The organism is Longispora albida DSM 44784, from assembly GCF_000379825.1.
Classification (GTDB): Bacteria; Actinomycetota; Actinomycetes; order Mycobacteriales; family Micromonosporaceae; genus Longispora; species Longispora albida.
On the sequence record NZ_KB903825.1, the window covers coordinates 111,986 to 125,382 of the forward strand.

Annotated in this window: 14 protein-coding genes; 2 read left to right on the forward strand and 12 right to left on the reverse strand. The window is 70.5% G+C overall.

Features of this window, described 5'->3' with window-relative positions; all coding sequences use genetic code 11:
• From secD to ruvC, 5 genes are all read right to left on the reverse strand, one after another.
• A complete protein-coding gene (gene secD / locus A3G1_RS0114210) occupies positions 1–1,935 on the reverse strand; it encodes a protein translocase subunit SecD (protein WP_051110533.1) in 1,935 nt (644 codons plus the stop codon).
• Between the two features lie 147 nt (positions 1,936–2,082).
• A complete protein-coding gene (yajC, locus tag A3G1_RS0114215) occupies positions 2,083–2,430 on the reverse strand; it encodes a preprotein translocase subunit YajC (protein WP_040478390.1) in 348 nt (115 codons plus the stop codon).
• 96 nt (positions 2,431–2,526) lie between these two features.
• Positions 2,527–3,564, reverse strand: a complete 1,038-nt coding sequence (gene ruvB / locus A3G1_RS0114220) for a Holliday junction branch migration DNA helicase RuvB (protein WP_026212126.1) — start codon at positions 3,562–3,564, stop codon at positions 2,527–2,529.
• 29 nt (positions 3,565–3,593) lie between these two features.
• Positions 3,594–4,208 carry a Holliday junction branch migration protein RuvA gene (gene ruvA / locus A3G1_RS0114225; protein WP_026212127.1) on the reverse strand — a complete coding sequence of 205 codons (615 nt, stop codon included), beginning with the start codon at positions 4,206–4,208 and terminating at the stop codon, positions 3,594–3,596.
• On the reverse strand, positions 4,205–4,741 hold the full coding sequence (gene ruvC, locus A3G1_RS0114230; protein WP_018350149.1) for a crossover junction endodeoxyribonuclease RuvC: 537 nt from the start codon (positions 4,739–4,741) through the stop codon (positions 4,205–4,207). Before ruvC ends, ruvA begins: the two co-directional genes overlap by 4 nt.
• 62 nt (positions 4,742–4,803) lie before the next feature.
• Between ruvC and A3G1_RS0114235 the strand changes: the two genes are divergently transcribed.
• A complete protein-coding gene (locus A3G1_RS0114235; RefSeq protein WP_026212128.1) occupies positions 4,804–5,130 on the forward strand; it encodes a cupin domain-containing protein in 327 nt (108 codons plus the stop codon).
• Between the two features lie 58 nt (positions 5,131–5,188).
• Here A3G1_RS0114235 and A3G1_RS0114240 read toward each other — a convergent pair whose 3' ends face one another.
• From A3G1_RS0114240 to pgsA, 7 genes are all read right to left on the reverse strand, one after another.
• A complete protein-coding gene (locus A3G1_RS0114240; protein ID WP_018350151.1) occupies positions 5,189–5,941 on the reverse strand; it encodes a YebC/PmpR family DNA-binding transcriptional regulator in 753 nt (250 codons plus the stop codon).
• Between the two features lie 23 nt (positions 5,942–5,964).
• The gene (pdxT, locus tag A3G1_RS0114245; RefSeq protein ID WP_018350152.1) at positions 5,965–6,585 is read right to left on the reverse strand and encodes a pyridoxal 5'-phosphate synthase glutaminase subunit PdxT; all 621 of its coding nucleotides are present in this window, start codon (positions 6,583–6,585) and stop codon (positions 5,965–5,967) included.
• A gap of 333 nt (positions 6,586–6,918) precedes the next feature.
• Positions 6,919–7,809 (reverse strand): pyridoxal 5'-phosphate synthase lyase subunit PdxS, encoded by an 891-nt coding sequence (pdxS, locus tag A3G1_RS0114250; RefSeq protein ID WP_018350153.1) that lies wholly within the window; start codon positions 7,807–7,809, stop codon positions 6,919–6,921.
• Positions 7,810–7,896: 87 nt separating this feature from the next.
• Positions 7,897–8,358, reverse strand: a complete 462-nt coding sequence (locus A3G1_RS0114255; RefSeq protein ID WP_026212129.1) for a hypothetical protein — start codon at positions 8,356–8,358, stop codon at positions 7,897–7,899.
• Positions 8,359–8,430: 72 nt separating this feature from the next.
• Positions 8,431–9,588 (reverse strand): glycosyltransferase family 4 protein, encoded by a 1,158-nt coding sequence (locus tag A3G1_RS0114260; protein ID WP_018350155.1) that lies wholly within the window; start codon positions 9,586–9,588, stop codon positions 8,431–8,433.
• Between the two features lie 2 nt (positions 9,589–9,590).
• Positions 9,591–10,493: a phosphatidylinositol mannoside acyltransferase gene (locus A3G1_RS0114265; protein ID WP_018350156.1), complete on the reverse strand. Its 903-nt coding sequence runs from the start codon at positions 10,491–10,493 to the stop codon at positions 9,591–9,593.
• Positions 10,490–11,095 carry a phosphatidylinositol phosphate synthase gene (gene pgsA, locus A3G1_RS0114270; RefSeq protein WP_018350157.1) on the reverse strand — a complete coding sequence of 202 codons (606 nt, stop codon included), beginning with the start codon at positions 11,093–11,095 and terminating at the stop codon, positions 10,490–10,492. Before pgsA ends, A3G1_RS0114265 begins: the two co-directional genes overlap by 4 nt.
• A 144-nt stretch (positions 11,096–11,239) precedes the next feature.
• On the opposite strand from pgsA, the gene A3G1_RS0114275 reads away from it, so the two are divergent.
• Positions 11,240–13,396: an elongation factor G-like protein EF-G2 gene (locus A3G1_RS0114275; RefSeq protein ID WP_018350158.1), complete on the forward strand. Its 2,157-nt coding sequence runs from the start codon at positions 11,240–11,242 to the stop codon at positions 13,394–13,396.
• Position 13,397: the final 1 nt, after the last annotated feature.

Sequence of the window (13,397 nt, forward strand, 5' to 3'; positions counted from 1 at the left end):
TCACGCCTCCTTCGGGTTGGTCGAGCGGGAGGCGTCGGCGGCCGGGTCGCGCTGCAGCACGCGCCCGAGGCCGGAGACCCGCGGCGAGAGGAAGGCCTTGGTGCTGGCGAACGCCGCCATCAGCGGGTGGCGGAACAGGAAGACCACCACGAGGTCGAGCAGCGTGGCCAGGCCCAGCGCGAAGGCGAAGCCCTTGACCGTGCCGACGGCGACCAGGTACAGCACGACGGCGGCGAGCAGCGAGATCGCGTTGGCCGAGATGATGGTCCGCTTGGCCCGGGCCCACGCGCGCGGCACGGCGCTGCGTGGTGAGCGGCCCTCGCGGATCTCGTCTTTCAGTCGTTCGAAGTAGATGACGAACGAGTCGGCCGCGACGCCCAGTGAGACGATGAAACCTGCGATACCCGCCAGGGTCAGCGTGAAGCCGATCTGCCGGCCGAGGAAGACCAGCATGCCGAAGACCAGGATGCCGGACATCACCAGGCTGAGGAAGATGACCGTGCCCAGCAGGCGGTAGTAGAAGAACGCGTAGATGATGACCAGCAGCATGCCGATACCGGCCGCGAGGAGACCAGCGCGGAGCTGCTCACCACCCAGGGTCGGGGAGATCGTGTCGGCCTGCTGGATCTCGAAGGTCAGCGGCAGCGAGCCGAAGCGCAGCTGCGCCGACAGCGTCGACACCTCGTCACGGGTGAACGAGCCGGTGATCTCGGCGTCGCCGGTGATCACGGTCTGGATCGCCGGGGCGGAGACCACCTCGTTGTCCAGCACGATCGCGACCCGCTGCTCGGGCTTGCCGGCGTTCTGGCCGCTGTTGTAGGCGAGCTTGGTGAGGTCCGTCCACTTCGACTGGCCGGCGCTGTTGAAGGCCATCGAGACCTTCCAGCCCTTGTCGTAGCCGAAGTTGGCCGAGGACACGTCGGTGCCGAGCACCTTCGCGTTGTCCAGGACGTACTTGTTGTACGAGACCTTCTTGGTCTTCTCGTCGACGTCCTTGTCGCAGGCCACGATCTTCTGGTTCGGGTCGGCGACGGAGCCCGGCGGCCGGTTGATCAGCTGCTGGCAGGTGATGTTCGGGACCAGGAACTGCATCTCGAGGGAGAGCGCAGCGACCTGGTCGCCCTTCAGCTTGCTGAACGGCTTGAGCGTGTCGTAGAGCTGGATCTTCTTCGCCTCGTCCTGGAACTGGCTCGGGTCGGCGACGAAGGCCTGCGCCATCTGCCAGGCGGTGTCACCCACCTCGGACTTGGCCTTGGCGAGCGCCTCCTCCCTGGCCTTGGCCGCGTCCGGGTTGACCGGCGGGCTCGCACTCGGCGTGGCGCCCGGGCTCGCGGAGCCGCTCGGGGTCGCCGACGGCGAGGCGCTGGCGGACGGGGAAGCGCTGCCGCTCGGGGTCGCGGACGCACTCGGCGTCGACGAGGGAGCGGAGGACGCCGAGGCGTTCGCGGACGGCGTGGCGGAAGGCGACGGCGTGGCACCCGGGCTGGCCGACGCGCTCGGCGTCGGGCTCGGCGTGGCCTTGACCTCGGCCTCCGTCACGTCCGGCTGGGTCTGGATGACCTGGCGGAAACGCAGCTCGGCGGGGGCGACCAGTTCCTTGAGGGTCTCGGTCTTCTGCTCGCCGGCGATGTTGACCACGATGTTGCGGTCGCCCTCGATGACCACCTCCGGCTCGGCGACACCACTGGCGTCGACACGGCTGGCGATGATGTTGCGGGCCTGCTCCATCTGGTCGGCCTGCGGCAGCTTGCCGTTGAGCAGCTTGGCCTCGAGCGTGATGCTCGTACCGCCCTGCAGGTCGAGCCCGAGCCGAGGCTTGAGACGGTCTGTAACCGATCCCTTACCAGTGGCGAACACGAGAGCGAAGATGATCGCTGTGATGCTCACCAGCGTGATGAAGTGCCACTTCACCCGCAGCTTTCCTTGTGGTGCCACGGCTGTCCCGTCTCCCTGCACAAAGTCGTGTCCGGCGGCGCGTGCCACCGGCCCCAGGCCGCATGTCCGGCCATTACTGGCCGGACATGACTATTCAGTATTCCCGTCGCCACGGGAAGAGGTCACCCCGTGATTACCGGGGAAACGTTACTTAGCGGAGTCGCCGGTACCCGGTTCGCCGTCGCCGGCGGCCTCGGATCCGTTGTCCTGCTTCGGAGCCACGCGGCCGAACGCCTGCCGGGCGTAGCGGGCAGTGACGCCGTTGCCGATGTCGAGGGTCATGCTCTCGTCGTCCAGGGCGATGACCGTGCCATACAAACCACCGATCGTGACGATATCGTCGCCGATGGTGATGCTGGCCTGCTGCTCCATCATTTCCCGGCGGCGCTTCTGCTGCGGGCGGATGAGGAGGAAGTACATGCCGACGATCAGCGCGCCGAACATCAGGAGCGTGACGAGGCTGCCGCCACCGCCGCCATCTTGTGCAATAGGCACTTCGTGTTGCCTTCCGGTGTTCCGCGATCAGTGGATCGCGGGGAGTCTAGTCGGTCCCGGAGACCAGCGCCCGTAGTGGCACGGGTCACGGTCCGGTCACGGATCGAGGGTAAAGATATCGGGCGCGTCGTACTGGGCTTGCCCCGCCCGCTCCGGTGGCGTCAGCCCGAGATGTTTCCAGGCCGCCGCGGTGGCCATCCGGCCGCGCGGAGTACGGGCGAGCAGCCCGGCCCGGACCAGGAACGGCTCGCACACCTCCTCCACCGTGTCCGGCTGCTCCCCCACCGCGACAGCGAGGGTCGACAGGCCCACCGGCCCGCCGCCGAACGAGGTGACCAGCGCGCGCAGCACCGCACGGTCGAGCCGGTCGAGCCCCAGCTCGTCGACGTCGTAGACCTTGAGCGCCGCCCGGGCGGCGTCCACAGTGACCAGTCCGTCGCCACGGACCTCCGCGTAGTCCCGGACGCGGCGCAGCAGCCGGTTGGCGATACGTGGCGTGCCCCGCGACCGGCCGGCGATCTCGATGGCGCCGTCGTCGGTGACCTCGACGTCGAGGATGCGCGCCGAGCGGTGCAGGATGTGCCGGAGCGCCTCCGGCTCGTAGAAGTCCAGGTGCGCCACGAAACCGAACCGGTCGCGCATCGGCCCGGTGAGCAGCCCGGCCCGCGTGGTCGCGCCGACCAGCGTGAACGGCTCCACATCGAGCGGGATGGCCGTCGCGCCCGGGCCCTTGCCGACGATGACGTCGACCCGGAAGTCCTCCATCGCCGAGTACAGCAGCTCCTCGGCCGGCTTGGCGATGCGGTGGATCTCGTCGATGAACAGCACGTCGCCGGGGCCGAGGCCGGTGAGGATCGCGGCCAGGTCGCCAGAGCGCTCGATCGCGGGGCCGGAGGTCATCCGCAGCCCCGTACCCAGCTCGGCCGCCACGATCATGGCCAGGGTCGTCTTCCCGAGGCCGGGCGGGCCGGACAGCAGGATGTGGTCGGGCGGGGAGCCGCGGCGGATCGCGCCCTGGAGGAGCACCTGGAGCTGCTCGCGGACCCGGTGCTGGGCGATGAACTCGTCCAGCCGCTTCGGCCGGACGCTGCGCTCCAGGTCGGCCTCCTCGTCGGTGACCTCAGGGGAGATCAGCCGGGAACCGTCCTCGAAGTACTCCTCGCTCACCGCGTGCGCCCGAGGAGACGGATCGCCTGCTTGAGCAGCGCCGCGACCGGCGGCACCGGCTCACCCTTCTCCAGCGAGCCCGCGACGGCCGTCACTGCGGCCTCGGCGTCCCGCGCCGCCCAGCCGAGCCCCATCAGTGCCTGGCGGACCTGCTCCTGCCAGACCGGGCCGGTGCCCACAGTGGTCACTCCGCCCTCGTCGAGGACGGCCACGGCACCGATCCGGTCCCGCAGCTCCAGGACCAGGCGCTCGGCGCCCTTCTTGCCGATGCCGGGCACCCGGGTGAGCGCGGCGGTGTCCGACGTGGCGATGGCCGTGCGCACCGCGTCCGGGCTGTGCACGGCGAGGACGGCCTGTGCGAGCTTCGGCCCGACACCGCTGGCCGTCTGGAGCAGCTCGAAGAGAGCCTTGGCGTCGTCGTCGGGGAAGCCGTACAGCGTCAGGGAGTCCTCCCTGACCACCAGGCTGGCCGCCAGCCGGGCCTGCTGGCCGACCCGCAGCTCCGCCAGGGTGGCCGGCGAGCAGTGCAACGCGAGCCCGACCCCGCCGACCTCGACCACCACGACATCCGGCCCGACCGTCGTGACCTGGCCCCGCACGCTGGCGATCACCGCCATCCTCCTGTCTGTGTCGTCCGCTGCGCCCGGATCGCAGCCGCGAGCCGGGCCTGGGTACCGCCCCGCCAGATGTGGCAGATCGCCAGGGCGAGCGCGTCGGCGGCGTCCGCGGGCCTCGGCGCGACCTTGAGCTGGAGCAGCCGGGTCACCATCGTCGTGACCTGCGCCTTGTCCGCCGTCCCGGAACCGGTGACGGCCGCCTTCACCTCGCTCGGCGTGTACGTCACCGCTGGCAGGCCAGCGCTGGCCGCCGCGAGCAGCGCGATGCCGCTGGCCTGGGCCGTGCCGATCACTGACTGGACATTGTGCTGGCTGAACACCCGCTCGACCGCCACCTGCTCAGGCTGCCAGGCCTCGATCAGCCTCCGCAGGCCGGTGTCGACGGTGAGCAGCCGCAGGGCCAGATCCTCGTCCGGGTCGGAGCGGATCACCTCGACGTGCACGAGCCTGCACGGCCGGCCCGGCAGGCCCTCGACCACGCCGACCCCGCACCGGGTCAGCCCCGGGTCGACGCCCAGCACCCGCACGGCGAGCCTCCCTCAAGATCCAGCGAACACCTGTTCGGCCGAACCTACCCTAGGGTTACGACATGCGTCTTATCGAACACGCCTACACCGCCCCCAGTGGCGAGCCCAACCACTACGTCAGTCATCTGGTCACAAAGGACATGTCCGTCGGCACGTACTCCATCCCGGCCGGCGGGGTCGACGACCAGGGAGTGCACCGCGAGGACGAGATCTACGCGGTGACCAGCGGCCGGGCCCGGATCGTGACCAGCGACGGGGAGGCTGAGGTCGGCCCCGGTTCCGTCATCTTCGTCCCCGGCGGCGAGGAGCACCGTTTCGTCGACATCACCGAGGACCTGACGCTGCTCGTGTTCTTCGCCCCGCCGTACTCGGGCCGGATCGAGGAATAGTCCTGACACGGCTGTGCCCCGGCCGAACCCGGCCGGGGCACAGTACGCGGCAGGAGGATCAGTCGTCGAGCTTGGCCATGATCTCGTCGCTGACGTCGAAGTTCGCGTAGACGTTCTGCACGTCGTCGCTGTCCTCCAGCGCGTCGATCAGCTTGAAGATCTTCCGCGCGCCCTCCTCGTCCAGCGGGACGCTGAGGGTCGGCAGGAAGCTCGAATCGGCCGACTCGTAGTCGATGCCGGCGTCCTGGAGCGCCGTGCGCACCGCGACCAGGTCACCGGCCTCGCTCACGACCTCGAACTCGTCACCGAGGTCGTTGCACTCCTCCGCACCGGCGTCGAGCACGGCGTCGAGAATGTCGTCCTCGGTCTTGCCGTTCTTGGCGACGATCACGACACCCTTGCGGTTGAACATGTACGCCACGCTGCCCGGGTCGGCGAGGTTGCCGCCGTTACGGCTGAGCGCGGTACGCACCTCGGCAGCCGCCCGGTTCTTGTTGTCGGTGAGGCACTCGATGAGGATCGCCACACCGTTCGGGCCGTAGCCCTCGTACATGATCGTCTGCCAGTCGGCGCCGCCGGCCTCGGCACCCGAGCCGCGCTTGACGGCGCGGTCGATGTTGTCGTTCGGCACCGAGCTCTTCTTCGCCTTCTGGATGGCGTCGAACAGCGTCGGGTTGCCGGTGGGGTCACCGCCGCCAGTACGAGCGGCAACCTCGATGTTCTTGATCAGCTTCGCGAACATCTTGCCGCGCTTGGCGTCGACGACGGCCTTCTTGTGCTTGGTGGTAGCCCATTTGGAGTGGCCGCTCATCTGTTCCAAATCCTCCGTAGTCGTCAGCGACCGGCGGCGCGCACCATGTCCACGAACAGGCTGTGCACGCGAAGGTCCCCGGTCAGCTCGGGGTGGAACGCCGTCGCCAGCAGGTTCCCCTGCTTCACGGCCACGATCGTACCGTCAGCCTCTCCGCCGCTGATCCGGGCGAGTACCTCTACGCCCTCGCCGACCGATTCGACCTTCGGTGCCCGGATGAACACGGCGTGGAACGGGTCGCCTTCCAGGCCCTCGATGTCCACGTCAGCCTCGAACGAGTCGACCTGCCGCCCGAAGGCGTTGCGGCGCACGACCATGTCGATCCCGCCGAAGGTGACCTGGTCGTCGCGGCCGTCCAGCACCTCGTCGGCCAGCATGATCATGCCCGCGCAGGAACCGTAGACCGGCATGCCGCCCTTGATCCGCTCCCGGATCGGGTCCAGCAGCCCGAAGATGCCGACCAGCTTGCTCATGGTCGTGGACTCCCCGCCGGGGATGACCAGCCCGTGCACGGTGGCGAGCTCCTCGGGGCGGCGGACCGGCCTGGCCACCACGTCGCACTCGGCGAGGGCTTCCAGGTGCTCGCGGGAGTCGCCCTGGAGGGCGAAGACACCAATGATCAGATCGTCGTTCACGTTCCACACCTTACGGCTGCCGGAGGGCTGAGGGTATCGACGCTTCATCGACACCGTTCCCGCATCCCGCTGACCGGCCACACCCGGCCGGGCGTCACCTCAGCCCGCCGGCCAGGCCAGCGAGGCGAACGGTCACCGGATGCGGCAGAGTGCCCCGCTACCAGTACAAACACAGAATTTTGATCTTGCCCTTGACCCCAGACCTTGATCTTGCCTTTGATCTAAGGCGAAGTGGCCCGCTGTAGCTGGGGCTGGCAAGCGTCGCGGCCTCCCTCGTACCGGTGTTGTACGTGGGAGGCCGCGACGCGCAGTCCAGCGTCAGCTACAGCGGGTCCAAACGGTCTACCAGCCGCGTTCGGCTAGGCGGTGGGGCTGGGGGATCTCGTCGACGTTGATGCCGACCATCGCCTCGCCCAGGCCACGCGAGACCTTCGCCAGCACGTCCGGGTCGTCGAAGAAGGTGGTGGCCTTGACGATCGCGGCGGCGCGCTGCTCCGGGTTGCCCGACTTGAAGATGCCGGAGCCGACGAAGACGCCCTCGGCGCCGAGCTGCATCATCATCGCGGCGTCGGCCGGGGTGGCGATGCCGCCGGCGGTGAAGAGCACCACCGGGAGCTTGCCGCTCTCGGCGACCTCCTTGACCAGCTCGTACGGGGCCTGGAGCTCCTTGGCGGCGACGTACAGCTCGTCCTCGGGGAGGGAGGACAGGCGGCGGATCTCGCCACGGATCTTGCGCATGTGGGTGGTGGCGTTGGAGACGTCACCGGTGCCGGCCTCGCCCTTGGAGCGGATCATGGCCGCGCCCTCGGTGATCCGGCGGAGTGCCTCGCCCAGGTTGGTCGCGCCGCAGACGAAGGGAACCGTGAAGTTCCACTTGTCGATGTGGTTGGCGTAGTCGGCCGGGGTGAGGACCTCGGACTCGTCGATGTAGTCGACACCGAGGGACTGGATGATCTGGGCCTCGACGAAGTGGCCGATGCGGGCCTTGGCCATCACGGGGATGGAGACGGCGTTGATGATGCCGTCGATCATGTCGGGGTCGCTCATCCGGGACACGCCGCCCTGCGCGCGGATGTCGGCGGGGACCCGCTCCAGCGCCATGACGGCGACGGCGCCAGCGTCCTCGGCGATCTTGGCCTGCTCAGCGTTGACCACGTCCATGATCACGCCGCCCTTGAGCATCTCGGCCATGCCTCGCTTGACGCGGGCGGTACCGGTGACAGTCTCAGTCAACGCTGACTCCTTGGTGCAGGGTGGAAGAAGGTTCACCCTCATGTTACGTCGCGGCCTAGCGGGGCTCGCGCGCCCGTGTGACAGGTCTCACGGCGCCAGTGTGGGTTCCTCCATGTCGAAAAACGCAGGCCGGGGGTGCTTTCTGGCCAGGCGGAGCATCCGGACCCATTTCCGCCGCCGGGTGTTCAGCGCGTCGCGCACCAGATCCTCGTGTACCTGGCGGGCCAGCGCGACCCTCCGGCTCGTCGTCTCCACGTCGCCGGCCTCCGCCTTGCCCTGCCAGGCGCGGAGCTGGCGGGTCAGGTCGTTCTCGGCGGCCACGCGGTCCTCCGGCCCGGCCGCGAGGGCAGCGGCGGCCGCCTCACGGAGCTCGGGGTGCTCGCCGTCGGCGAGGTTCACCGCGGCGACGGCCCGGCGGACGAGCTGGGCGTCCAGGGCCGCGGCGGCGGCCGTCACCCGGGCGTGCAGCCGGTCGACCCGGGCTGCGAGCCAGGTGACGTAGGTTGCCACCAGCACTACGGCCAGTACGACGGCCACGACCCACCACATGCTGCCGGAGTCTAGGGCAGAGCCGGGGCCCGGGGACCGCGGCGCCCTCCGGGTCCATGTACGGGAGCAGGTTTACGGCAGGCCGGCCAGGCGGGCGTCGAGTTCCGGGTCGTCGCCCACGACCACGCCCGTCGTCGCCGAGATCGCGGTCGCGTAGACCTCGACGATGCGCTTGGCGACGACCGGCCAGTCGTACGCCGACACCGCCCTGGACGCGCCCGCCGACAGCTCTGCCCTGCGGCCCGGATCGTCCAGCAGTGCCGCGAGCTGGGCCGCGAGCGCGTCAGCGTCGCCGACCGGGAAGACCTCGCCACCCCGGCCGTCGTCGAGGACGCGGCGGAACGCGTCGATGTCGCTCGCGAGGATCGTCGCCCCGGCCGCCATCGCCTCGGTCAGGATCATGCCGAAGGACTCGCCGCCGATGTTCGGGGCCACGTACACGTCGAGGCTGCGCAGCATCCGGGCCCGGTCCTCGTCGGACACCTTGCCGAGGTAGGTCAGGCGTTCGCGGACGATCTCCGGCATGTCCACTTCGGACAGTTCTCCAGGGCCGGCCAGCAGGAGCCGCAGGCCGGGCCGGTCCGGCGCGATCTGGGCGAAGGCCCTGACCAGCACGTCGAAGCCCTTGCGCGGCTCATTGAACCGGCCGAGGAACCCGACGGTGCCGCCGTCCCCCGGCCAGCCGTCGAGCGGGGGCACGCCGGCGAAGGCGCTGACGGCCACACCGTTCGGGATCTCCACCGCCCCGCCGCCCAGGTGCTCGACCTGCACCTTCCGCGCCAGGGCGCTCACGGCGATCCGGGCGGTGATCTTCTCCAGGACGAGCTGGAGCAGGCTCGCGCCCGCCGCCATCGTCCGCGAGCGGGTCATCGCGGTGTGGAAGGTCGCCACCACGGGGCCACGGGCGGCCAGCGTCGCCATCATCGACAGGCTCGGGGTCACCGGCTCGTGCACGTGCAGCACGTCGAACTGGCCCCTGGCCAGCCAGCGCCGCACCCGGGCGGCCGAGATCGGGCCGAAGGTCAGCCGGGCCACCGAGCCGTTGTACTTCACCGCGACAGCCCGGCCCGCCGACACCGCGTACGGCGGCAGCTCCCGCTCGTCCTCCGCCGGGGCGAGCACGCTGACCTCGTGGCCGAGGGCGATCAGCGCCTCGGCGAGGTCACGGATGTGGTACTGGACGCCGCCGGGGACGTCGAAGGAGTACGGGCACACGATGCCGATCCGCATGCTCAATTCTCGTCCACCGCCGCCACCGCGGTCTGGCCGGCCTTCTCGTCCAGCCACAGCTTCTGGAGCATGTGCCAGTCCTCGGGGTGCTCGGCGATGCCCTTGGCGAGCGAGTCGGCCACCGTCTGGGTGAGGGCCGCGGCGCGCTCGGCGAGGGAGCCGTGTTCCGGTACGGGGAGGGGGCCTTCGAGCCTGCCGCACGCCGCGTCCGGTTCGTACCACATCGAGACGGTGTAGAGCGGGGCTCCCGTGCGCAGGGCCAGCAGGGCCGGGCCGACCGGCATCCGGGTACGCCCGCCGAAGAAGGTCACCTCGACGCCACGGCGGGACAGGTCACGGTCGGCGAGCAGCGGTACGAGATGACCGGCGGCCACCCGTTCCACCAGGACCTCCATCGGTGCCCGGTCGCCGCCCCGCTCAGGGATGATCTGCATGCCCAGGCCCTCGCGGAAGGCGAGGAACTTGCGGTACACGCTCTCGGGCTTGAGGCGCTCGGCGACCGTGGTGAGCGGGATGCCGTTCGCGGCCGCCCAGGCGCCCGCCGCGTCCCAGTTGCCGCCGTGCGGGAGTGCGACCACCGCGCCCTCGCCGGCCTGCGCGTGCTTGATCAGGATGTCGCCGCCGTCGAGGCGGAAGCCCCGGGCGATCTGCTCCCTGCTGCGGGAGGGCAGCCGGAAGGCCTCCATCCAGTACCGGGCGTAGGAGCGCATCCCTGCCCGGGTCAGCGCGGCCAGGTCGGCGCCGGGCGCGACGCGGGCCAGGTTGCGCTCCAGGCGCTGGACCCCGGGGCCGCGCTTGCGGGCGGCCCGGTCGGCTCCGGCACGGAACAGTGCCCTGGCCACGCCCTCCGGGAGCGCGCGGACCAGGCGCCAGGCAGCTGTGTACGCGAGCTCCTGGGCGTTCACCTGGTGGCCTGCCTGTACACGTGGGCCATCCGCTGCCAGACCGTGATCAGGGACAGGACGGCGAGCAGCCACAGGGCGCCGTCCATGAACCACGGCCACGCCATCGAGCCGAGGCCGCCGATCCCGATCAGGATCAGCCGCTCCGGCCGCTCGGCGACGCCCACGTTGCAGGTCATCCCGAGGCCCTCGGCGCGGGCCTTGGCGTAGGAGACGACCTGGCCGAGGACGAGCGCCAGCAGGGCGGCGCCGGCGGCCCACGGCCGGTCCTGCGTGCCGAGCCAGAAGGCGAGCGAGCCGAAGATCGCGCCGTCGGCGACCCGGTCCATCGTCGAGTCGAGGAAGGCGCCGAACGTGCTGCCGCCGCCCTTCGCCCGGGCCATCGCGCCGTCGACCAGGTCGGTGAGGCAGCTCAGCGTGACGATGATCAGGCCGGTGAGGATGTGGCCGCGGGTCACGAAACCCAGGCAGCCGATGAGCACGCCGGCGGTACCGGCCACGGTGACGGTGTTGGGCGAGACGCCGGCGCGGACGAGGGCCGCGCCGACCGGGTCCAGCACGCGGGCCGCCCCGGCCCGCCCGAACACACTGAGAAGCTTTGCCATGTCGGGCTACACGATACGGGCCAACTGCCAGAGGCCTGACGTCGGCCAGGTAGCGTCAAGGGTTGCGCTACCCGGTCTTCCGGGTATGGAATCGGACACAGAGTCGTGACACCGGTCACACTCCGTCGATCTTGGGAGGGACGAATGGCCCAGAAGAACCCGGAACGAGGGGTGACCGGCCCCGCGCCGGTAGCGGAGCGGCCGGACGCTGTCCGCAGCGTGGTGCTCGTCGGTCACTCGGGAGCTGGCAAGACCACCCTCGCCGAGGCCCTGCTGGCCGCGACCGGGACGATCTCCCGGGCCGGCTCGGTCACGGAGGGCACGACGGTCACCGACCACGACCCGGCGGCGATCCGCCAGCAGCGGTCCGTGAGCCTGTCGTGCGCGCCGTTCGTGCACGAGGGCATCAAGGTGAACCTGCTCGACACCCCCGGCTACGCCGACTTCACCGGTGAGCTGCGGGCAGGCCTGCGGGCCGCCGACGCCGCGCTGTTCGTGGTGTCCGCCGTGGACGGCATGGACGCCGCCACGGTCGCCCTGTGGGAGGAGTGCGCCGCCGTCGGCATGCCCCGCGCGGTCGCCGTGGCCAGGATGGACCACCACCGGGCGGACTTCGACGAGATGGTCGCGCTGTGCCAGCGGGTGTTCGGCGAGGGCGTCATGCCGCTCTACCTGCCGATGCACGGCGACGACGACAGCGTGGCCGGGCTGCTGAGCCTGCTCACGCAGCGGGTGTTCGACTACTCCGGCGGGTACCCGGCGGTGGTGAAGGAGCCCGATCCGGAGCACGTGACCGCGATCGAGGAGTCCCGGGCCGAGCTGATCGAGGGGATCATCGCCGAGAGCGAGGACGAGACCCTGATGGACCGGTACCTGGCCGGCGAGGAGATCAGCGTCGGCACGCTCGTCGACGACCTGGAGACGGCCGTCGCGCGCGGCAGCTTCTACCCGGTGATCCCGGTGTGCTCGCTGACCGGCCTCGGGCTCGACGTGCTCCTGGAGGTCGTCACGAAGGCCTTCCCCTCCCCGCTCGAACACGCGCTGCCCGCCGTCACCGGGACCGACGGCAGCCCGCGCGACGAGCTGGCGTGCGACCCGGACGGCCCGCTGGTCGCCGAGGTCGTGAAGACCACGATCGACCCGTACGTCGGCCGGGTGTCGCTGGTCCGTGTCTTCTCCGGCACCCTGCGCCCCGAACAGGCCCTGCACATCTCCGGCCACGGGCTCGCCGAGCGCGGCCACCCCGACCACGACGCCGACGAGCGGGTGGCGCACCTGTTCGCCCCGCTCGGCGCCCAGCTCCGCGAGGTCTCCTACTGCGTGGCCGGCGACATCTGCGCGATCACCAAGTCGGCCAGCGCAGAGACCGGTGACACGATCTCCGCCAAGGACAAGCCGCTGCTGATCGCCCCGTGGGAGATGCCGGAGCCGCTGCTGCCGATCGCCATCGTCGCCAAGAGCCGTGCCGACGAGGACAACCTCGCGAAGAACCTGGCCCGCCTGGTGGCCGGCGACCCGACCCTGCGGCTGGAGCGCAGCCCGGAGACCCACCAGCTCGTGCTGTGGTGCATGGGCGAGGCGCACGCCGACGTCGTGCTCGACCGGCTGCGGGCCGGCGGGGTGGAGCTGGAGATCGAGCCGGTGCGGGTGGCGTTCCGGGAGACGTTCGGCGCGGCCGCCAAGGGGCACGGGCGGCACGTCAAGCAGTCCGGCGGGCACGGGCAGTACGCGGTGTGCGACATCGAGGTGGAGCCGCTGCCGCAGGGCTCAGGCTTCGAGTTCCACGACCGGGTGGTCGGCGGGGCCGTGCCGAAGGCGTACATCCCGAGCGTCGAGAAGGGCATCCGGCACCAGCTGGAGCGGGGCCTGGTCACCGGCAACCTGGTCGTCGACCTCAAGGTGACCCTCGTCGACGGCAAGGCGCACAGCGTGGACTCCTCCGACGCGGCGTTCCAGACTGCCGGGGCCCTGGCGCTCAAGGACGCGGCTGACAAGGGCCAGGTCACCCTCCTCGAACCCGTGGACGATGTCACCATCGTCGTCCCCGACAACTACGTCGGCGCGGTCCTCAGCGACCTGTCCAGCCGGCGCGGCCGGGTGCTCGGCAGCGAGCCGGAGCTGACCGGCGCCGCCGACCGTACCCAGGTCCGGGCGGAGGTGCCGGCCATCGAGCTGCTCCGCTACGCCGTCGAGCTGCGCGCGATGACGTCGGGCACCGGGACGTTCCGCCGGTCCTTCGCCCGCTTCGACCCGATGCCCGCTCACGTCGCAGAGCAGGTCCGCAAGGACACGAACGCGTGAC

What these genes read in the sequence shown, in the direction of transcription:
- A3G1_RS0114235 (WP_026212128.1), top strand. Translation starts at nt 4,804, where the DNA reads ATGCGTCTTATCGAACACGCCTACACCGCCCCCAGTGGCGAGCCCAAC.
- A3G1_RS0114275 (WP_018350158.1), top strand. Translation starts at nt 11,240, where the DNA reads ATGGCCCAGAAGAACCCGGAACGAGGGGTGACCGGCCCCGCGCCGGTA.
- A3G1_RS0114255 (WP_026212129.1), bottom strand. Translation starts at nt 8,358, where the DNA reads ATGTGGTGGGTCGTGGCCGTCGTACTGGCCGTAGTGCTGGTGGCAACC.
- A3G1_RS0114240 (WP_018350151.1), bottom strand. Translation starts at nt 5,941, where the DNA reads ATGAGCGGCCACTCCAAATGGGCTACCACCAAGCACAAGAAGGCCGTC.
- pgsA (WP_018350157.1), bottom strand. Translation starts at nt 11,095, where the DNA reads ATGGCAAAGCTTCTCAGTGTGTTCGGGCGGGCCGGGGCGGCCCGCGTG.
- A3G1_RS0114260 (WP_018350155.1), bottom strand. Translation starts at nt 9,588, where the DNA reads ATGCGGATCGGCATCGTGTGCCCGTACTCCTTCGACGTCCCCGGCGGC.